A 20,047-nucleotide genomic window follows, 5' to 3' on the forward strand; every position below is an offset into this window, starting at 1 on the left:
ATCTCTCCTTCCCTGAACGGATGATGACACACCCGCTTTCAGCCAGCAGCCTAGCCCAGGCTGGCTGGGCGAGCCAAAATTGACCGATTCGCATTCGAAGAGCCGCGCAATCGTTGCTACGTTGGGAAAGCATGGCATCGGCAAAGGATAGGCTCGAGAATGCAAGGTCCCCGCAATATTCGCGCGCCGCTCTCCAAGGCGGTGCGCAGACTCTCCGTGCTGGCGCTCGTGGGAGGCCTGCTCGCCAGCTTTTCAGCGGCGGTGAAAGCGCAGTCCGGGCAGGTCGGCCTACCGCGCTTCCCCTCCATCAGCCCGGACGGTTCGGAACTCATCTTCAGCTGGCGCGGTGACCTGTGGCGCGCCTCGACCGACGGCGGCGAAGCGGTACGCCTGACCCGTCACGATCTCGACGACCTGCACTCCAGTTGGAGCCCCGACGGGGAGTGGATCGTGTTCGCCTCGATGCGTGACGGCTATCTCAACCTATGGCGAATGCGCCGCGACGGTAGCCAGCTTGCCCAGCTCACCCACGGCGACCAGCACCTGCGCAACCCATCCTTTGGCCGCGACGAGGACGGCGAGCCGGTGATTGCGTTCTCAGGCATGCTCGAGGCCGACGTGTACCGCGACCAGCGTCCCTACCTGCTCTCTCCGGAAGGCGGGGAGTACACCCGCCTGCACGATGCCTTCGGTTCCGAGCCGCAGCTCTCGCCCGACGGCCAGCGCGTCGTCTTTACCCGCGGCGGCGCCTATCACGACTGGAACCGGCGCCACTACCGCGGCCCGGATGCCATGAACGTCTGGCTACACGAACGCGGCACCGATCGTTTCGAGCCGCTGACCGAGCGTGACGGCGACGACGGCATGGCCCGCTGGGTCGACGAGGACACCCTGCTGTTCATGTCCGACCGCGAGGACCAGACGGTCAACCTCTACCGCATGGAGCTCGACGCCGAGCGCACCATCGAACGGCTCACCCAGTTCGACGAGCATGATCTGCAGCATTTCGATGTCTCCCGGGATGGCAACACCGCCGTGCTGCAGATCTGGGATACCCTGATGACCCTCGACCTGGCGGCGCCGGACGCCGAACCCAAGCCCATCGCCCTGCGCGCGCCCGACGATGGCCGCGACAACCATTCCCTGCGGCGTATCGACCGCGACGTCAGCGAGGCGGCATTGAGCCCGGACGGCCAGACCATGGCCTACATCGCCTATGGTCGCGTCTACGTGCGCCACGTGGACGAGCAGAGCCCGACGCTGCTGGTGACGCCGGGCTCCCACGCCCGCCACCGCAGCCTGGCCTGGTCGCCCGATGGCCTGCGGCTCTATTTCGTCAACGATGCCGACGGCAGCGAGTCGATCTACGAGGCACGCGTGATACTGACCCGGGACGAGGTGCGTCGCAGCCACGAGCGTCAGCGGGCGCGGGGGCGGGTCTCGCCCCGTCACTGGGACGGCGCCCCCACCGTCTCACTGGTCTCGCAGGCCCCCAGCGCCGCTCCCGACAACACGGAAGAGCCTGAAGCGGACTACGACCCCGACCTGGCGGTGCGTGGCGAGGAGCCGGAGGATCCCTTCGCGCCGCAGGACCCCGGCTTCATTCTGGATCCCGTCCTGATCCCGCAGCCCGGCGACCCCACCGACGTGCCGCCACCTCCCCAGGAGCCCCAGGTGGAGGTCGAGAGCATCCCCGAAGAGGAGCTGGAAGAGGAGCTGCCTGACGATGTTCCCGCCGACCGCGACCCGACCCGCTGGCACGATGCGATCCAGTTCGAGGTCACCCCGGTGGTCGCCGAGGCGACCAACGACCGCGGGGTGTCGCCTTCACCGGACGGACGCTCCCTGGCCTTCCGTCGCGGACGCGGCGATCTGGTGATCCTCGATCTCGAGAGCGGCGAGGAGCGCACCCTGGTCGAAGGCTGGGACAGCTTCATGCAGTGGCGCTGGTCTCCCGACAGCCGCTACATCGCCTACTCCCAGAACGACCTCGACTACAGCGCGAATATCTTCGTGGTACCGGCGGATGGCTCGGCGAAGCCGGTCAACATCACCCGTCATCCACGCAACGACCTCAACCCGCGCTGGTCGGCGGACGGTCGCAAGCTGACCTTCATTTCCAACCGCTCCGGCGAGAACTACGACCTCTACCGGGTCTACCTGGACCGCGACATCGAAGCCTACACACCGCGTGAACTCAGCACCTATTACCGCAACGCCCGGGACGAGGCACTGGGCAGCTCACCGTTGCCGGTGGATGACGAGGCCGAGGAGCCAACGGCAGCACGGGAAGAGGCGGAACTCGAGCTGGAAGACGCCTGGCGTCGCGTCGAGCGCATCACCGCCTCGCCGTCCCATCAGACGGCCAACGAGATGACCCCCGGGGGCGACCGCTACGTCTTCAATGCCGGCAGCGAAGGGCTCGTGGTGATGAACTGGGACGGCAGCAACCGTACCCGCATCGCCCCCACGGCCAACGTTCAGCATCTCAATATCACCGGCGAGCAGGTCGTCTACATCGTCAATGGCCGGGTTGGGGTCGCCAGCCTCTCCGGCGGCGGCTCTCCCCGCTACCTGGACATCTCCGATCGGCTGCGCATCGACCTGCGCCGGCAGGCGCTGCAGAAATTCCACGAGGCGGCCCGGGTCATCGGCGAGAACTTCTACCGCACCGACCTGAAGGGCTTGGACTGGCCCGCCGTGGTAGAGGAGTACGCTGCACTGATTCGCCGCGCACGCACGTCCAGCGAATTCAGCGATATCGCCAACCGTCTGATGGGCGAGCTGGCGGCATCGCACATGGGGGTATCCAACCCCGGTCCGGTGTCGGCCCTGCGCGAATCCTCGGGCCGGCTGGGCATCGAATACGAGCGCATCGTCTCGCAGCAGGACGGCCGCATCGGCTATCGCGTCACCGCGGTGATACCTGAGGGGCCGGCCAGCCGCGGCCCCATGCCGCTGGCCCAGGGCGATATCATTACCGCGCTCGGCTTGCAGCCCTTCGAGGAGAACGAGACGCTGCTTCAGCGACTGAGCGGCCAGGTGGATCAGGAGGTGATCGTCACCTTCGACCGCCCGGGCGATGACGGCTACACCGAATACCGCACCATGCTGCGCACGATCGGCCTTGCCGAACTGGCCCGGCTCAAGTACGACGCCTTCCGCGAGGAGAGTCGGCGCCGCGTCGACGAGCTATCGAACGGACGGCTCGGCTACCTGCACATCCAGGCCATGAACCAGACTTCGCTGGAGGGTTTCCAGGGCGACCTCTATGCCGCGGCGGCCGACAAGGACGGCCTGATCATCGACGTGCGCAACAACGGCGGCGGCAACACCACGGATCGCATACTGACCTCGATCATGGCCGGCGAGCATGCCTATACGATCCCGGCAGGCGCCGACCGCGACGAGACCGGCCACTACCCGCAGGATCGCCTCGATGCGCCGCGCTATACGCTGCCGATCAACATGCTGGCCAACGAGAAGAGCTACTCCAATGCGGAGATCCTGGCGCACGCCTTCACCACGCTCGGTCGCGGCACGCTGGTCGGCCAGCAGACCTACGGCGGGGTGATCTCCACCAACAGCCACACCCTGATCGACGGTGCCACCGTGCGACGCCCCTTCCGCGGCTGGTACCTGCCGAACGGCACCGACATGGAGCACAACGGCGCCATGCCGGACCTGCTGGTCGAACAGACACCGCAGGACGAGGTGGCCGGACGCGACCCCCAGCTCGAACAGGCGGTGGCCGACCTGCTCGAACGCATCGATGGCGAGGAGTAGGCCCGCCCCGGCACCTCGGATGCCGGGGCGGTTCAGTCCTCGAAGTCGCTGCGATCGCCGAAGGCGTAGTCGCGTTCGACCTTGGCGATGCGTACCTGGAAGGCGGCATACCAGTCGTTGCGCCCGAGGCGCTGCGCTTCGCGGTGTTCCACGTGCTGCTTCCACTGCTTGATCGCCTCCAGGCTCTCCCAGTAGGAAACCGTCACGCCAAGTTCCTCGCGTGCCGATTCCAGCCCGAGAAAACCCGGCTGCTGGGCAGCCAATTCGGCCATGCGCTCGGCCATCAGCCCATAACCGTTATCGCCCGCGGTGCGCAGCGAGGTGAAGATGACCGCGTAGTAGGGCGGCTCCGGGGTGTTCGCTATGCGCGACATAAAGCCTCTCTGGTTGCGTTCTTGGTTTTCTACGGTATTTCCCCTAACGCCATTCTCGGAGAGTATAAGCGCGCACACATACTGCTCGCCTCTTTCCTCAACCCTGGGAGAATGCATGCCGTCGCTGACGAACGATCACGGTAGCCGGGTCACCCTGACCTATTTCGTCACCTTCATCGCCATTGGCATGTGTGTCGGTCTGCTCGGTCCGGCGCTGCCACACCTTGCCGACATGACGGGATCCGGCATGGGCCAGATCGCCATCCTGTTCACTGCTCGTGCCCTTGGCACCATGCTGGGCTCGGTGCTGTCCGGCGTGCTGATCGATCGTTTCGATGGACACCGGGTACTGGCGGCAATGCTGCTGCTATTGGCCGTCGGGCTCGCCGCGGTACCGTTCAGCCAAGCGCTGGCAGTGCTCACCGCCGTGATGTTCCTGCTCGGCCTGGCCGAGGTATCGGTCAATGCCGGCGCCAACACCCTGCTGCTGTGGACCCACGGCACAGCGTCGCCGCCCTGGATCAGCGCGCTGCATTTCTGCTTCGGGCTGGGCAACATGCTGGTACCGCTGGCCCTGGTGGCGGTGCTGCGCCTGCAGCTCTCCTTCGCCTGGGCGTTCTGGCTCGTCGCCCTCTATGTTGCGGTTCTGCTGATCCCGATCTTGCGCCTGGCGAGCCCGCGCCCGCCCGACATCAGCGTTGGCGAACGCGCCGCCCCACCGCCCCAGGATGGCTGGCGACTGGCGATCTTCCTGCTGATGTTCGGCCTCTACGTCGGCATGGAGGTCACTTTCGCCGGCTGGATAACCGCCTACGGCGTCCTCAGCGGCCACGCGCCGGGGGATGCTGCCCTGCTGGTGACATTGTTCTGGCTGACGCTGTCGGCCGGGCGCCTGCTGGCCATCCCACTGGTTCGCCTGCTGTCGCCCTGGAAGGTGCTGCGCGGCTGCCTCGGGCTGGGCCTCTTCAGCGCCCTGGCGCTGCACTTCCTGTGGTTGCCGTTGCCGCTGGTGGCCCTGCTCTTCGGCCTCGCGGCATCGGCCATCTTCCCCACCCTGTTCGGGTTGAGCAATCAGCTGATGCCCATCAGCGGGCGCACCACCGGCTGGATCTTCCTGGCCTGCGGGCTCGGCGGCATGGCGCTGCCATCCCTGACCGGCCCGCTGCTGGAACGCGCCGGTACGAATGCCTTTCCTTTGCTGCTGGCCGCCCTGGTCGGTCTGTTGATGCTGGGGCTCGTTGTCCTCCGCGCCAGGGTGAGGCACAGCACCGGTCGTTGATCTCCTCTCAGTGCCGCTTTACCCGCCAGATTCGCCAGGCCAGCAGGCCAACGATCAACACGCCAAGCGGCCCGAGGATGGTCGCCGCGGTGTGGGGCGGGACCGCGACACCCAGCGCCTCCAGGCTCTCCAGGCCCAGCTTGAACAGGCTGAAGATGTAGTAGCTGATGACGATGATCGAGAGCCCTTCCACGGCCTTCTGGATCTTCAGCTGGCTGCTGGCCCGCTCGTTGAGGCTGTTGAGGATGCTCGAGTTCTGCTCCTCGATCTCCACCTGGGCGCGGGTGCGCAACAGGTCGTTCAGCCGGGCGGCACTCTCGGCCAGGCTCTCCTGGCGCCGGTGAATGGCGGCACAGTAGTGCACCGTGGGACGAAAGCGCCGCAGGATGAAGGTGCCAAGGCGCGGGCAATGATCGACCCGCGTCTCTCTCAACTCCTCGATGCGCGAAAAGACGATGCGCGCGTAGGCATCGGTCGCGCTGAAGCGCTGGCGCGACCGGGTACCGCTGCGCTCCAGCCGTGCCGAGAGCTGCGACAGAGCGGTCAGCAGCGGCCGGGGGTTGGCCTCTTCCTGCTCGGCATTACGATCGGAGAGTTCGCCCAGTTCCACCTCGTACGCCTGGAGTTCGAGCGCCAGCTCCTTGGCCAGGGGCAGCGACAGCGAAGCCATCATGCGGTAGGTCTCGATCTCCAGCAGACGACGCACCATACGCCCCAGCCGGAAGGCATTGAGGCCATGATTGAGCAGCAGCAAGCGGTTGATGCCTCCCGTGTCGAGATGAAAGTCGCCCCATACCGTGGCGTCGCCACCGCCGACCTGGGAGCCGGCCGGGTCAATGAAACCGTAAGCCTCGGCGCTGCCCCGCCAGGTATCGCTGCCCTCCACCAGTACCAGGGTGGCATTGATCAGGGCATCGTTCTGAGACTCGATGACCTGCGCCAGCCACGCCGGCGGCGCAGCCCAGGAATCGTCGTCACCGGCTTTCGGCACCATCAGGGTCAGGGTGGAGAATTCGGTGTGCCTCTCCCACTTCAGCACCTTGCCCTCGTGAGTGAGGATCTGCTGGACCACCTCGCTGTCGAAGACGAGGCCGGTCGTCTCGCCCAGCCGCGCCAGGAGATCGGCATGACCCTGGGCATCGGCCAGGAAGGCGTAGTGGTAGAGATGCGCCGGCTCCGAGAAATAGATCGACGGACGGGCATGCAGTTCGTTGTGCAAGCGTTCACGTTGTGGATGCATCTAGTGGGCCTGAAAGGGAGTCGAGCCTTGAGACTAAGGTCTACAGGGCGCGGCGCCAACCCCGCTTTCGACTGTCATCACACGCGCTTTGGTAGCATCAGGGACTGGCGGCGATAGATGCCTCTTCCGCGGCGGCGTCCTCGGCCAGGGTCTCGAGCGGCACCGGCCCCTGCAGAAAGCGCCCTATCCAGGCCAGGGCATTGGGCAGGCTAGCTCGCCAGACACGCCAGGTATGCCCGCCGTTCAGCACCTCCATGGCCACCAGGTCTGGCTGGTGCGGGGCCAACGCTTGGCGCACCAGCCGGGCGTAGTGCACGGCATTGTAGGCGTCACGGTTCCCGGCACTCAGGTAGAGTGGCACGGTCTCCTCCCGCTCCAGGTAGCCATCGAGATAGGCGGTGTAGTTGCGACGCTGCCACAGCGCCTCGTCGAAGTTACCCGCTGCATCGAGGTAGGCGGGGTGCCGCCACGCCGAGGAGTGTCTCGGTGGCAGCGGGTGATAGCTCGCCGGGCTGAGCGCCGCAGCGGCAGCAAACAGCTCCGGGCGTTCGAGCACGAAATTGAGAGTACCGTAGCCCCCCGCGGAAAGCCCGGCAATGGCACGCCATTCCCGCTGGGGAACGATTTGCCAGGTTTCCTCCACGTAGAACATGAACTCATCGAGGAAGGCCGAGCGCGCCGCCTCGTTGTGACCGTCGATCCACCAGCTCTCGCTGCCAGGCATGACGATGACCGTCGGCGGTATGACGCCGTTTCGAATCATGCGGTCGGCGATCTCCTTGAGATTGCCGCTCTCGACCCAATCCCGCTCGCTGCCGAACGAGCCGTGCAGCAGGTAAAGGATGGGGTAGGCCTGGTTCGTCTCGTGATAGCCGTCGGGTAAATAGAGCGAGTAGTGGTAGTCTCGCCCCAGAATTTCCGAAGAGAAGCGGTGAAAGGTGATCTCGCTGGCCTGGGCCACCGGTCCGTACCACAACGCCGCCAGCAGAGCGGCAATGGTGCGCTTGAGTGTCATAGCACTTGGCTCCCTGTGCCGGAAAAAGACGTGCTGAAAACAGCTAGCGTGTTAATGGAATTTTTCCGCCTCGTCATGGTCCGACAGGGAAACGACGACCGATGTTCCTTGCTCCAGGGAAGGCTAGGCGCTCATGAGGCGGATCGAAGAGATATACTGGCTGCGCTTCTATGGCTGCCTGGCCGTGTTCGGCTTCCATTTTCTCGACCGCTTGAACCAATACCTCAACAACGTCTACATCGACCTGGCACGTATCCCGACCGTGCTCGGCACACCCATCTTCATCTTCATCTCGATCTTCCTGTTCTCGGCCCGCTATGGCGACCGGCCGCCTTCCGGATTCCTGGCCAAGCGCCTGCAGTACGTGATGGTGCCCTACGTCGTCTATGGCTTGATCTACTCACTGACGAAATACGTGAACCTGCGCCGCGAGGACGTGCCGGTCGACCTCGTCGACACCTTGGTCGACTACCTGATCTATGCCGGCTGGCACGGTTATTTCCTGATCATCGCCATGCAGTTCTATGCCTTCTACTGGCTCTATTCCCGCTACGGCCTGGAGCGCTGGCTACCCCCCGGCCCCTGGCTCGTGCTCGGCAGCCTGATCGGTATCGCCTACTGGGGGCTGACCCGTCACTTCGCCATCGACCCGCCAGGCTACCTGCTATGGATCGCCCCGCTCGGCTGGATCTACCTGTTCTTCCTGGCCATGCTGGTAGTACGTCATTATCCGCAGCTCGCTTTGCAGCGGCTGCACGAGGTGCCCTGGATCAAGTGGCTGTCGCGGCCGGAGCTACTGCTGGCCTATGTCGTTGCGATCGCCCTGTTCACCTGGTTCGGATGGCTGGAGCACTCCTCCAAGGAAACCTGGGTCGTACCGCTCTTCATCCTGTTCACGCTGTTTACCGTCACCCGGCTGCGGAGTGTACGGGCCACGCCCCTGGTCAAGTTCGTCAATCGCTACTCGTTCGGCATCTATCTGGCCCACCCCATGTTCTTCGCCATGGTGGACTTCGCCCATGAGTTCGTTCCCTTCTCGCTGTTCGTCTATTCGCTGTTGCTGATCGTGGTGGGCATGGCCGGCTCCATCACGCTGAACCGGGTCGCCAACGGCATCCCCGGGGGCGGCATGCTGTTCGGCAAGACCCTGCATGTGCCAGCAGATCGGCAGACGCCCGCCCCTCAAATACGCTAGGCTATATGCCTGAAAATGGCAGCTCTCTTCTCGAAATCAGGGGGAACCTTGCATGAGTGATCACATTTCGCTCGTGATCGTACCGGTCGATGGCTCGCCCACGACACACGCCGCCACTCGCCATGCTGCACTGCTGTCCCAACTGCTCCACGCTCCCCTGCGGCTGGTGCATGTCATGCCTCTCAATCCGGCAGAACTCAGCGACGTTCCAGCCAACCGGCAGGCCGAGCAGGATCGCGACCGCTCTCAACGGCTGGCGGCGGCCAAGGATGCCTTTGCCAGTGCCAGACAAGCCTTAGACCCGACGCTCGACCCGCCCCCGCAAGAGGTCACGCTGGAAGAGAGCGGCTTTGTGCGCCACCCTGCCCGCACCCTCGTCGATTACGCACGCCAACACGAAGGCTGCCTGCTGGTGGTCGGCGCCCGTCACCTGAGCGACCTTGGCAAGTTCGTGGAGGGCAGCATCAGCGACGAGATCGTGCACAAGGCCACTTGCCCGGTCACGATAGTGCACCCCGAAGCAGCCGCCGGGGATGTCAGGCGGATTGGCAGAGTGGTATTGCCGGTCGACGGTTCTCGCCACAGCGACCACGCCGCCAGGCTGGCGGGTGACATTGCCCGCAGCGCCGGGGCCCAGGTGGAGTTGCTGCTGTGCCGTCCAGCCGGAGTGCAGCCCCCTCAGAAGAATGGAGCGGACGAATCCGAGCAGGTCTTCAGCCAGGCGCTGGAGTATCTGGGCGAGGTGCCGGCGGGCGTCACGACCCACCTGCTGGAGGGCGAGCGCTACGCGGAAGCGATCACCGAGTTCGCCCATGGGCTGGAAGACGACCCGATCATCGTCATGGGCCGCAGGGGAATGGGGTCCTTGCGCGAGAAGCTGGTGGGCAGTGTCAGCCATCGCGCCATCGACTTGGCCCACTGCCCGATCACCGTGGTGGTGTAGCGACGCCTCCCGCTCGAGCTCGTCTCAGTTGGCACCCTCGTAAGCCGACTTCAAGCGATAGAACTCGGCGACGATGTCGTCCATGGCGGCGGCGTCGTAGTCGCTAAGGCCGCTGACGACCAGCTTCTTCGAGCCACTGCCGACCGGCTCGCCATGGTCGGTGATGCGAAACTCGAGCCTGACGTCACCGCGCTTGCCGGTAACCTCGAGGCTCGAGTCGACCAGTTCCAGGGAAGGGGCGGCCAGATCGAGCCTGTCCAGGGAAAAGCCCATGCTGTCGTAGATCACCAACGGCCGCTTGGGGTTGAACATCACGCCCCGAGATTCGAGCAGTGGCTTCAGCACATGGGGAAAGTTCTTGCCCGAGAAGGCCACGTAGCAGCGCGTGAAGGCTTCGATGGCGGCGACATCAAGGTTAGTATCGCCTTCCCGGTTCACTTCCAGGTACTGCTTGCCCTCTTCGTCCCTGACCTCGACCTGTCCTGCTGCATTCTGCTCCAGGCTCAGCAGGGTCCCGTCGCCCACCATGCTGCGAAAGCGAAAGTCCATGTGCCGCGAGAGCCCGAACCGGCTCAGCACCAGCGCGAACAGCAGGTCACCGGGCACGCAGAACCGCCGGGCTCCCGCATCGTGTATGGGGTTGAAGTCGCCGGCGACACGTTTGGCGAAATCGCTGGCCTGCTGCGCGGAAATGCGGATGCCCGCACCCGCTTGCGTGTGGTAAGGGTCGAGAAACATGCGTGTTCTGGCCTGTCCTTGGTTGGAATAGCTCGAGTTGGCGATAATGCCATTTTTTTCATCGACGCGGCCACTTTGGCCCGGGGCGAGCACACACGACACCCGCGGCGGCGCCTCCCCGGCCTTGCCCCGGCCTGCTCATCGCACCGAAACATAAACCATTGAATTCATGCTACTGTGCCAGCTGGAGGCGGCCAGCACCATGGACATTGGCACCTTTATCCGTCCTCGTCATTATTGTGATATACGTATATCGTACAACGACACCTAGCGGCTAAAGTACGATACATAATCACTAGGGAGCATGACGCTACGGGCATGGTCGCTCCAGCTCAGTCAGGGATCGGGGGGATAACATATCGATACGCTCATGAAGTCCTGGCCAGCCATCTATGCCGTTGAGCCAGGCATGGGAGCCGTTTTTCGGGGTCGCGCTGGTTCAGCGCAGCAAAGCCTTCGGGAAGGTGGCGCGTGGCTGGACTGACACGTTGGCTGCTATTGCCGCTGGTGCTGGCACTGCTGCCCTTGTCCGTGCAGTCAGCGGAGCGGCAGATCGTTCTGATCGCCCACCCGAATGTAGCCAACGCCTCTCTGACCCGCGACACCACTCGGGCAATCTTTGCCATGCGCCAGCGCAGCTGGCCCGATGGCCAGGCCGTGCGTGTCTTCGTATTGCCCAATGCCCACCCCGTCCATGCACGCTTCGCCAAGGAGCGGCTTACCGTTTACCCCCATCAACTGCAGTTGGCCTGGGATCGCATGGTGTTCTCGGGGATGGGACAGGCACCAAGCCAGGCCAGCAGCCAGTCAGAGATGCTGGAACGCGTCGCCACCACACCTGGCGCCCTTGGGTATCTGGAAAGGGAGTATCTGGATGAGAGAGTCCAAGTCATCACCATGGAGTAGCCGTCGCTCACGCCCAGTGCTCCTGGCGCTGGTTCTCGCCTGGACTCCCATGGCCGTGGCGGAAGGCGTCATGGAGACCTTGCAGGTACACGGCTTTCTCAGCCAGGCGCTCGTCATCACCGACCACAATGATTTCTTCGGACCCAGCAGCAGCAGTGACGGCAGTCTCAAGTACACCGAGATCGGTGCCAACGCTTCGATCCGGCCGCGCCATGACGTGCTCGTGGCTGCCCAGATACTCAGTCGCAGGGCCGGCGGAGACGGCAGCGAAGCTCGCCCGGCACTCGACTACGGGGTGATCGACTACCAGCCGCTCTCCGACCAGCGGCGTACCCTGGGCATCCAGGTGGGGCGCTTCAAGAACCCCTTCGGCTTCTACAACCAGACCCGGGACGTGGCCTTCACCCGCCCCAGTATACTGTTGCCCCAGTCGATCTATTTCGACCGCACCCGCTCGCTCGGTCTTTCCGCCGATGGCGTCAGCCTGTATGCCGAGGAGCGAATGCAACACGGCACGCTGCGCTTCACGGGTGGGGTCGGCACCCCCACCACACGCGACCTGGATAGCCAGCTCTACCCTGCCCAACTGGGCATGGACGTGAGCGGCAGTACTTCATCCATCGCCCAGTTGCGCTACGAGCACTCCGGAGGACGTTTCACGGCCGCTCTCAGCGCCGCGGACGTCAACCTGGACCTGGGGCTCGGCCCCAGCGAAGGAGAACTCAACTTTCAGCCCTGGATCCTCTCGCTGCAGTACGACAAGGAGCGCTGGGCATTGACGGGCGAGTATGCCCTGCGCCAGGTGTCGACGACCGATACCGGTCCATTGCCCGGTTCCGATGTCACCGGCGAAAGCTGGTACATCCAGTATACACGGCGCTTCCTCGACGATTGGCAGTGGCTGATTCGCTACGACAGCTTGGTGAGCGATCGCGACGACCGCTCGGGCCAAGCCTACGAGACCCAGGGACGTGGGCCCTCCCATGCTCGCTATGCGGATGACATCACGCTCGGGCTGCAATGGCGGATCAATCCCCGAGTGCTGGTGGCCGCCGAATACCACCACGTCAACGGTACCGGCTGGCTGCCGTTACGCGACGAACCGGACCCTGCCGAGACCCAGCAGCGCTGGAACATGGTGCTTTTTCAACTCTCACTGCGCTTCTGATCGACGAGCACACTACTCTTCAAGAACCGGCCAGGGATTGCCAGCATGAGCGTTTCCTCCCCACAAGCACCTCGTTCCCGACTGAGCCTGACCTGGCGAGTGCTTGCCCTGAGCAGCCTGCTGCTGCTGGTGCTGGCAGGACTGTTCACCTGGCTTGGGCACGCCAACCTGACCCGTCAGTTCGAGGAGGGTCGCAAGGAGAGCCATAGGCGGGAAGCACGTGAAATCCAGCTTGCCCTGCAGCGCTCCGAGGCGAGCCTGCAGCAGATAGCGGCGCTGACGGCCGCGTCCCCCGACCTGGGGCCGGCGTTGGCGAATGACGAACAGGCGATGCTGATCGGATCGCTCTCATCCCAGTGGCCCACGCTTCAGCTCGAAGCCGGTATCGACGAGATTCTGGTATTCGATGCCCAGGGTCAGCAACTGGCCGAGTGGGGCGAAGGCCAGGCGGACCAGGAGCGGCCGATTCAGGATTGGATACGCCAGGTAATGGAAAACGAGTATCCACTCTCGGCACTGCGCTGCGCCAACGACTGCCGGCAATATGCCGCCGTGCCCATCCTGGTCGAGGGCGAGAGCGTTGGCATAGTAATGCTATCGCGCTCGCTGGCGGACGTGACCCGCCAGGCCCAGCAGGTATCCGGCAGCGACGTCGCCCTGTTGATCACCGGGTCTCAAGAAACCGGAGTGCCCCCGGAGCGGCACTTGACGAACTGGAGCGGCCACCTGGTCGCACTGACGCACCCGGATCACTACCTGCCGATGCTTCAGCAGGCTACCCGAATGGCCATGCTCAGCGAAATCCTCGAAACACCGCTGCGCCTGCAGCATGCCGGTCGCGATTACGAACTGTCCGCGATACGCATGGAGGCCGACAACAACCGGCGCAGTAGCGGTTTCTTCCTCATGGCAACGGATATCAGCGCCCAGATTCGGGCCATCCAGGAGAACACCGGCAACCTGCTGCTGGTCGGTATCGGCGGCTGGCTGGCGGCCGAGCTACTGCTACTTGCCATCCTGCTCCGCCCGATGGCAAGACTGCGCCGGCTGGCCGGCGTCCTTCCGGCCTTGGCCCACGGTGGCTTCGCCGAGACCCGCAGCGCCATTCCCGCCCCCCACAGCCGTTTCGAAGACGAGATCGACGTGCTGGAAGGTACGACGCTGGCGCTCTCCGATCAGTTGGAAAGGCTGGAGAGGGAAGTCACTGCCCGTGGATTACAGCTTGCCGAGCGAGTGGACGAATTGGCTCGTGAGCGCGATTTCGTCGGCAGCCTGCTGGATACCGCGCGCGTCTTCATCGTCACCCAGGACGATCAGGGACGCATCACGCTGGTCAACGATTACGCCCTCACGACCCTGGCCATGCAAGAGGAGCGACTGCTGGGCCGTCCCTTTGATCATGTCTTCACGCCTCGCAAAGGCAACGATCCCATCGAGAACATCCCTCAGGAGGAACGCAGCCTGGTGACGGCGGATGGGCGGCAACGAACCATCGCCTGGTACCATGCGCCACTGGCTTCACACAACGATTCCCGGGCGACACGAATCTCGGTCGGGCTCGACATCACCGAGCGCAAGCTGGCCGAAGCACGCCTCACCTGGCTGGCCGAGCGCGATCCGTTGACAGAGCTATACAACCGGCGCTACTTCCAGGAAGTCCTGGGCAACGTCATGCGGCGGGGACGCAGCGGTGCAGTGCTGTTACTCGACCTCGACCACTTCAAGGACGTCAATGAGCTCAGCGGGCACCACACGGGTGACCAGCTCCTGCGCATGGTCGCCGATGCGCTGTTTCAGGAATTCGGCCACTGCGGCACCATCGCGCGCCTGGGCGGCGATGAATTTGCGCTGCTGCTGGAGGGCGCCGACACCCGTCAGGCCATCGCTATCGCCAAGCAGATCACCCCGCTGCTCGACAGCACCGGCCTGGATGCCGGCGGCCAGCGTCATCGGGCAACCTCGAGCCTCGGGATCGCCCTGTTCCCGACCCATGGCGACAACCCCGCCGACCTGATGGCCAACGCCGATCTGGCCATGTACAAGGCGAAGGAGAGCGGTTCCCAGCGCTGGCATCTGCTCTCGACACTCGAGCGCGCCAAGGACGAGTTGCAGGAGCGGGTCTACTGGGTGGAGCGAATTCGACAGGCGATCGACGAGGAGGGATTCGAGCTGATGGTGCAGCCAATCGTTCGCCTGAGCGATGGTGATGTGCGCCACTACGAAGTGCTGCTGCGCATGCGTGGCCCCAAGGGAGCCCTCATTTCCCCCGCTCACTTCATTCCCATGGCGGAGCGCAGCGGCCAGATCGTGCAGATCGACCGCTGGGTGCTACGCCAGAGCCTGCGCGCCCTGAGCCGCGTTCAGGCCCAGGGCATCAGCCTCGCCGTCAACCTCTCGGGCCAGACCTTGCACGACCAGGGACTCAAGCAATTTCTCATGGAAGAGCTGTCGGCTACCGGCGCGGATCCACACCACCTGATCCTAGAAATCACCGAGACCGCGGCCGTCACCGATTTTTCCAGCGCGCGTGGGGTACTCCAGGCCCTGCGCGATCTGGGCTGTCGCACCGCCCTCGACGACTTCGGCGTCGGCTTCAGCAGCTTCCACTACCTCGGCGAGCTGCCCGTCGATTTCATCAAGATCGATGGCGCCTTCATTCGAACCCTGAACACGAACACAGACAGCCAAGTCATCGTCAAGGCCATTGCCGACATCGCGGCAGGCTTCGGCAAGCTGGCCATCGCCGAGTTCGTCGATCAGGAGGTACTGATCCCACTTTTGACTTCCTACGGCATCTCTTACGGCCAGGGCTACCATCTTGGTCGTCCCACACTTCTGGCAGAGACCATTCCGGGAGTTTCACATGGTGACACCACGTCATGAGTCGAATTCCAGCGAACGTGACATGCCCCAGGGTGACCGGGTGCGCGAGTTCCTCGAGCAATACCGCTTCATCATTGCTCGCAGCCAGAGTAGCCGCTACCGAGCCTATGCCCTGCGGCACCAGGTCTTCCGCGAGGAACTCCAGTACCGCCTGGGCGAAGATACCGACCTTCCCTTTGAAAAAGATGCCCACGACAAGCATTCAATCCTCTGCTTGCTCAACCACCGAGCGAGCAGCAGCGACGCGGGCTGTCTCAGGGTGGTCCTGCCCATCGACAATGCCGGGCAGCCGCAGCGTTTACCGCTGGAAGAGAGTTGCTCCCATGGCCTGACCGACCCACAGCTGCACCCGGACCGGTTCGAGCGCAGCTCGCTCTGCGAAGTCTCGCGCCTCGCCGTGCACCCTGATTTCCGCCGCACGCGAGAATGTGCCCTGGGGCTACGTGAACAGGATCTGCAGCCACTCGAACATAATCGCCTGCCTCCCCCTTCCCCGTTGGTGACCCTGAGCCTGTTTCTGGCCGCCACTGCCATCGTCGGCCTTTCGGGCAGGCGCCATGTCTTCTCGATGATGGAGCCACGCTTCGCACGGCTGCTAAAAATCTCGGGGCTGAAGTTTCGACAGGTCGGCGACATCATCGATTACTGTGGCCCCCGGGCGGCGTACTACATCGACCAGCACCAGGCCGAGCGGGATCTCAAGTCCAGCCTGCGGCCGCTTTATCGCCACATCAAATCGACACTCGCTCCGCAAATGGCGAACGCCACCCAGATCGTCTAGCGAGGATCACGACCAGCCCCGCGCCGGCATGATCGCGCGGCCGGTGCAGCGCACCTGCGGCCGGCAGCACTCCTGCAGACAAGTCAGGCCCGGGGTGCAAGCGTCCCGGCCAGGTGAGCACCATGACCGCCAGCACGTTGCGATGTTCGCCTCGCGCCAGGCCGGTCTCGCCTTTCGGCGAAGGTATGATGCCTGTGGCAGGGTCGATGGCCGCGGCCAGGCGCTGGCGTATCCGCGCCACGACAGGATGCCCTTCGTTACCCGTCAGCAGGAAGGCAAGCGCCACCTCGGCTTGGATGTCCTCCGTGGCCTGATCGAGAATGCGCTCGATCTCGGCGCTGAAGGCATCGAGGATCCAGGCGTGCCGTTCGGCCGGCACCCGGCGCTGATAGTAGCGACTGTCGGCGATCACCATATGGGTCATGCCATACAGCCGGTTGTGGTAGTCGGCTTCTCCCATCGCGGCCACGGCATCCCTGGGATAAACCACCCGGAACGCCTCGATCATCTCCTCACGCAGATCGACGATGCCAAGCTGATGCAGGAACCAGGCCTGGTTCGCCACCTGGGCGGCATAGATACGCATGACCTCGGGGTCCGTCAGGAATCGATGCCATTCCAGGCTCGACAGGTAGTCCAAGGCCAGTCGACGCCCCGGCAACTCTTCCAGCAAGCCATAGTAGTCCGCCTGTATCAGGCGAAACAGCAGCTGCCGGCCAAAGGCGATCTCGCCCCATTCCGCCAGCATGGCCTTGCGCGCCCTTTGCTTGACGGAGCGCAGCGGATAGTTGGCCACGATCTCCAATGCACGAGCCGACGCATAGCCAGGCTCCTCGAGACCGGCAATGTCACGCTCGAGCTGGGTCAGGAGCAGGCGGCCATGCGCCTCGAGGAATTCGAGATAGCGCGCATCACCGCTCATGCGATAGAGCCGCTGGGCATAGTGGCGCTGCTTGTCGCGGGGAAGCTCGGGCAAGGCAGCCTCATAGACGGCCTGGATCGCCTGACCTGCGGCCCGATGATCGTCCGATGGCGACGAGGCATCGATCGCGCAGCCTGCCAGCCACGCCAGCAAGAACGGTATGAGCCAACGACCGGCCAACAGGCGGTGCAGGGTGCCTTCAGCCATCTTTCCTGCTCCGCTGTCGAGGCGAGATCATGCGGACCCTCACCTTGGGACGTGCCGCCCTCCTTCCGGCCGTGTTGTCGGCGACCACGTCGACCCGGGAGTCGCCGTCCGTCGACGGCGGCTCGACCGGCGGAGGAATGACGACCCAGGCAAACACCGGCAGCGCGAGCCCCCAGTTAATGGCCGCCAGGCGCAGGCCCAGCGTCACCGCGAGCGCCAGGCCGATGGCGATCCCGACCGGCACGTCCAGCGCCCCCAGCCCCACGTAGGTGATCCCGCCGGCGATGGAGGCCGTGGCATACACCTCCTGGCGCAGCACCATGGGGACGCGGCGCGCCAGCACGTCGCGCACCATGCCCCCCGCCACCCCTGTCAACAGCCCCATCAACACCGCCACCACCCCGGGCGCCTCCAACTGCAATGCCTTGTGGGCACCGATCACCGTGAACAGCGCCAGGCCGAAGGCATCGGCCACCGGCAGGAAGACGCGCGAGAGGCGGTGGATATAGTGGAAGCCAACGATCGACAGGCCCACGGTCGCCAAGATCACCCACAGGTAGGTGGGGTCAGCGATCCAGAACACCGGGCGCACGCCGAGTACCAGGTCGCGCAGGGTGCCGCCGCCGATGCCCGTGACCGCCGCCAGCACCAGCATGCCGAACGGATCCATACGCGAGCGGCAGGCGAGTATCACCCCCGAGAGGGCGAAGACGATCACGCCCACCATGTCCAGCCAGTACACCAGCCCCGTCAAGTCCACCTCCGCTTGCCCTATTGGTAGGTCACGACGAGAAAGCTCACCAGCTCCTCCTCGCCGCAGTTCTCGATGGTGTGTTCCAGGTCGGCATGATAATGAGCCGAATCGCCCGGGTTCAGCTCACAGCGGTTCTCTCCTGCCACAACCCGCGCCTGGCCCTGGGTAACGGTCAGCAATTCCCGGGTTCCCTCGAAGTGGGCGGCGCTCTGCAGGCGCGCTCCCGGCGCAAGCCGGATCTCGTAGAATTCGACGTTCTTCTCCATATGCAGCGGCGAGAGCGTACGAATGCGGCAGTCGTGATCGTCGCGAAACAGCTGGCTGGCGTCATTGCCACGCACCACCTCGATGCGCGAAGCCGTCCAGGGCTGGTCCACCAGGTCGCCGATGTTCATGTCGAAGGCCTGGGCGATGCGCAGCGTCACCGCCAGGGTCGGGTTGGCCTTGCCGCGCTCGATCTGGCTGAGCATCGAACGGCTGACCCCCGACGCCGCCGCCAACTGCTCCAGGGTGAGCCCGCGCCGCTTGCGCAGTTCGATCACACGGGTGGAGAGACTGCCGGCTTCCGCCTGCGATTCGGTCATCGTTCTATCGTCCACCTACACTTCTCCTCACCGACCCAGACATCTCCAGGCGCTTGGGTTCGAGGGCCATCCTGATGGCGAACGAAACTTCCACCATGAAGGAATTTTTTCTTGCATCAGGGAAATGTTCTGCAATACTGGAATTCATTCTTCTATAGTAAACGTCTCATTGGGAATTGCCACAAGCCTCTCGTAGCCCACCCACCTGAATCCTCCAACCACAAGTCAGGAAGGTAGAGAAATGAAAGCACTGATCAAGAAGGAGGCAGCATCCGGCCTCTGGCTGGACGAAGTGCCGGAACCAAAGGTCGGCATCAACGACGTGCTGATCAAGGTGAAGCGCACCGCCATCTGCGGCACCGACGTGCACATCTACAAGTGGGACAGCTGGGCCCAGAAGACCATCCCGGTCCCCATGGTGGTGGGCCATGAGTTCGTCGGCGAGATCGTCAAGGTCGGCTCCAATGTCAACGACTTCCATCCCGGTCAGATCGTCTCCGGCGAGGGTCACGTGGTATGCGGCCGCTGCCGCAACTGCCTGGCCGGGCGCCGCCATCTGTGCGCCCACACCAGCGGCGTGGGGGTCAACCGCCCCGGTGCCTTTGCCGAGTACGTGTCGCTGCCCATGTCCAACGTGTGGGAGCACAAGCCGGGCATCGACCTCGACGTGGCTGCGCTGTTCGACCCGCTGGGCAACGCCGTGCACACCGCGCTGCAGTTCGACCTGCTCGGCGAGGACGTGCTGATCACCGGGGCCGGGCCGATCGGTGCCATGGCCGCGGCGGTATGCCGCCATGCCGGTGCGCGACACGTCGTCATCACCGACCTCAACCCGGGGCGTCTCGAGCTGGCCAAGCGCCTGGGCGCCACCCGCACCGTGGACGTACGCCACGAGAAGCTGTCCGACGTACAGCGTGAGCTGGGGCTGACCGAGGGCTTCGACGTGGGCCTGGAGATGTCCGGCAGCCCGGCCGCCTTCCGCGACATGCTGGCCAACATGTGCCACGGCGGCAAGGTGTCGATGCTTGGCATTCCCACCGAGGAGGTCGCCATCGACTGGAACACGGTGATCTTCAACATGCTGACGCTGAAGGGCATCTACGGCCGTGAGATGTACGAGACCTGGTACAAGATGTCGGTCATGGTCGAGTCCGGCCTCGACATCTCGCCGGTGATCACCCATCGCCTGCCCTACACCGAGTTCCAGCACGGCATCGATGCCATGTTGAGCGGTGAAGCGAGCAAGGTCGTTCTCAACTGGGAGTCATGATC

16 protein-coding genes are annotated in these 20,047 nt (G+C 64.2%); 9 read left to right on the forward strand and 7 right to left on the reverse strand.

Going from position 1 to position 20,047, the window contains the following annotated elements:
* Positions 1–159: 159 nt before the first annotated feature.
* Positions 160–3,786, forward strand: a complete 3,627-nt coding sequence (locus tag ACUY1T_RS12945; RefSeq protein WP_446023408.1) for a S41 family peptidase — start codon at positions 160–162, stop codon at positions 3,784–3,786.
* Between the two features lie 32 nt (positions 3,787–3,818).
* On the opposite strand, the gene ACUY1T_RS12950 is transcribed toward ACUY1T_RS12945, so the two are convergent.
* Positions 3,819–4,160 carry an antibiotic biosynthesis monooxygenase family protein gene (locus tag ACUY1T_RS12950; RefSeq protein WP_446023410.1) on the reverse strand — a complete coding sequence of 114 codons (342 nt, stop codon included), beginning with the start codon at positions 4,158–4,160 and terminating at the stop codon, positions 3,819–3,821.
* A 115-nt stretch (positions 4,161–4,275) separates the two neighbouring features.
* Here ACUY1T_RS12950 and ACUY1T_RS12955 point away from each other — a divergent pair, with 115 nt between their 5' ends.
* On the forward strand, positions 4,276–5,439 hold the full coding sequence (locus ACUY1T_RS12955; RefSeq protein ID WP_446023412.1) for an MFS transporter: 1,164 nt from the start codon (positions 4,276–4,278) through the stop codon (positions 5,437–5,439).
* A gap of 7 nt (positions 5,440–5,446) precedes the next feature.
* On the opposite strand, the gene ACUY1T_RS12960 is transcribed toward ACUY1T_RS12955, so the two are convergent.
* Both ACUY1T_RS12960 and ACUY1T_RS12965 read right to left on the reverse strand, forming a co-directional pair.
* A complete protein-coding gene (locus tag ACUY1T_RS12960) occupies positions 5,447–6,679 on the reverse strand; it encodes a DUF3422 domain-containing protein (protein ID WP_446023414.1) in 1,233 nt (410 codons plus the stop codon).
* Between the two features lie 97 nt (positions 6,680–6,776).
* Positions 6,777–7,694: an alpha/beta hydrolase gene (locus ACUY1T_RS12965; RefSeq protein WP_446023416.1), complete on the reverse strand. Its 918-nt coding sequence runs from the start codon at positions 7,692–7,694 to the stop codon at positions 6,777–6,779.
* Between the two features lie 133 nt (positions 7,695–7,827).
* Between ACUY1T_RS12965 and ACUY1T_RS12970 the strand changes: the two genes are divergently transcribed.
* Together ACUY1T_RS12970 and ACUY1T_RS12975 are read left to right on the forward strand one after the other, a co-directional pair.
* Positions 7,828–8,889 (forward strand): acyltransferase family protein, encoded by a 1,062-nt coding sequence (locus ACUY1T_RS12970; protein ID WP_446023418.1) that lies wholly within the window; start codon positions 7,828–7,830, stop codon positions 8,887–8,889.
* Between the two features lie 52 nt (positions 8,890–8,941).
* Entirely contained in the window at positions 8,942–9,832 is an 891-nt protein-coding gene (locus ACUY1T_RS12975; protein ID WP_446023420.1) for a universal stress protein, read from the forward strand.
* Positions 9,833–9,856: 24 nt separating this feature from the next.
* Here the strand turns inward: ACUY1T_RS12975 and ACUY1T_RS12980 are convergent, their stop codons facing one another.
* Positions 9,857–10,570: a DUF3581 domain-containing protein gene (locus ACUY1T_RS12980; protein ID WP_446023422.1), complete on the reverse strand. Its 714-nt coding sequence runs from the start codon at positions 10,568–10,570 to the stop codon at positions 9,857–9,859.
* 471 nt (positions 10,571–11,041) lie between these two features.
* Between ACUY1T_RS12980 and ACUY1T_RS12985 the strand changes: the two genes are divergently transcribed.
* From ACUY1T_RS12985 to ACUY1T_RS13000, 4 genes are read left to right on the forward strand one after another with little or no spacing between them, the layout of a single operon-like run.
* Positions 11,042–11,476 (forward strand): hypothetical protein, encoded by a 435-nt coding sequence (locus ACUY1T_RS12985; protein WP_446023424.1) that lies wholly within the window; start codon positions 11,042–11,044, stop codon positions 11,474–11,476.
* Positions 11,445–12,644 carry a hypothetical protein gene (locus ACUY1T_RS12990; RefSeq protein WP_446023426.1) on the forward strand — a complete coding sequence of 400 codons (1,200 nt, stop codon included), beginning with the start codon at positions 11,445–11,447 and terminating at the stop codon, positions 12,642–12,644. Before ACUY1T_RS12985 ends, ACUY1T_RS12990 begins: the two co-directional genes overlap by 32 nt.
* 45 nt (positions 12,645–12,689) lie before the next feature.
* Entirely contained in the window at positions 12,690–15,527 is a 2,838-nt protein-coding gene (locus ACUY1T_RS12995; RefSeq protein ID WP_446023428.1) for an EAL domain-containing protein, read from the forward strand.
* On the forward strand, positions 15,508–16,308 hold the full coding sequence (locus ACUY1T_RS13000; protein WP_446023430.1) for a PEP-CTERM/exosortase system-associated acyltransferase: 801 nt from the start codon (positions 15,508–15,510) through the stop codon (positions 16,306–16,308). Before ACUY1T_RS12995 ends, ACUY1T_RS13000 begins: the two co-directional genes overlap by 20 nt.
* On the opposite strand, the gene ACUY1T_RS13005 is transcribed toward ACUY1T_RS13000, so the two are convergent.
* The 3 genes from ACUY1T_RS13005 to ACUY1T_RS13015 are packed head-to-tail and all read right to left on the reverse strand — an operon-like array spanning position 16,259 to position 18,790.
* Positions 16,259–17,437 (reverse strand): DUF3541 domain-containing protein, encoded by a 1,179-nt coding sequence (locus ACUY1T_RS13005; protein WP_446023431.1) that lies wholly within the window; start codon positions 17,435–17,437, stop codon positions 16,259–16,261. The genes ACUY1T_RS13000 and ACUY1T_RS13005 overlap by 50 nt on opposite strands.
* On the reverse strand, positions 17,430–18,191 hold the full coding sequence (locus tag ACUY1T_RS13010; protein ID WP_446023433.1) for a trimeric intracellular cation channel family protein: 762 nt from the start codon (positions 18,189–18,191) through the stop codon (positions 17,430–17,432). The genes ACUY1T_RS13005 and ACUY1T_RS13010 overlap by 8 nt, the downstream gene beginning before the upstream one ends.
* Before the next feature lie 17 nt (positions 18,192–18,208).
* Positions 18,209–18,790, reverse strand: coding sequence for a helix-turn-helix domain-containing protein (locus ACUY1T_RS13015; protein WP_446023435.1), 582 nt, complete (start codon positions 18,788–18,790; stop codon positions 18,209–18,211).
* 226 nt (positions 18,791–19,016) lie between these two features.
* On the opposite strand from ACUY1T_RS13015, the gene tdh reads away from it, so the two are divergent.
* The gene (gene tdh / locus ACUY1T_RS13020) at positions 19,017–20,045 is read left to right on the forward strand and encodes an L-threonine 3-dehydrogenase (protein ID WP_446023437.1); all 1,029 of its coding nucleotides are present in this window, start codon (positions 19,017–19,019) and stop codon (positions 20,043–20,045) included.
* Positions 20,046–20,047: the final 2 nt, after the last annotated feature.

It is taken from the genome of Billgrantia sp. Q4P2 (assembly GCF_052806135.1).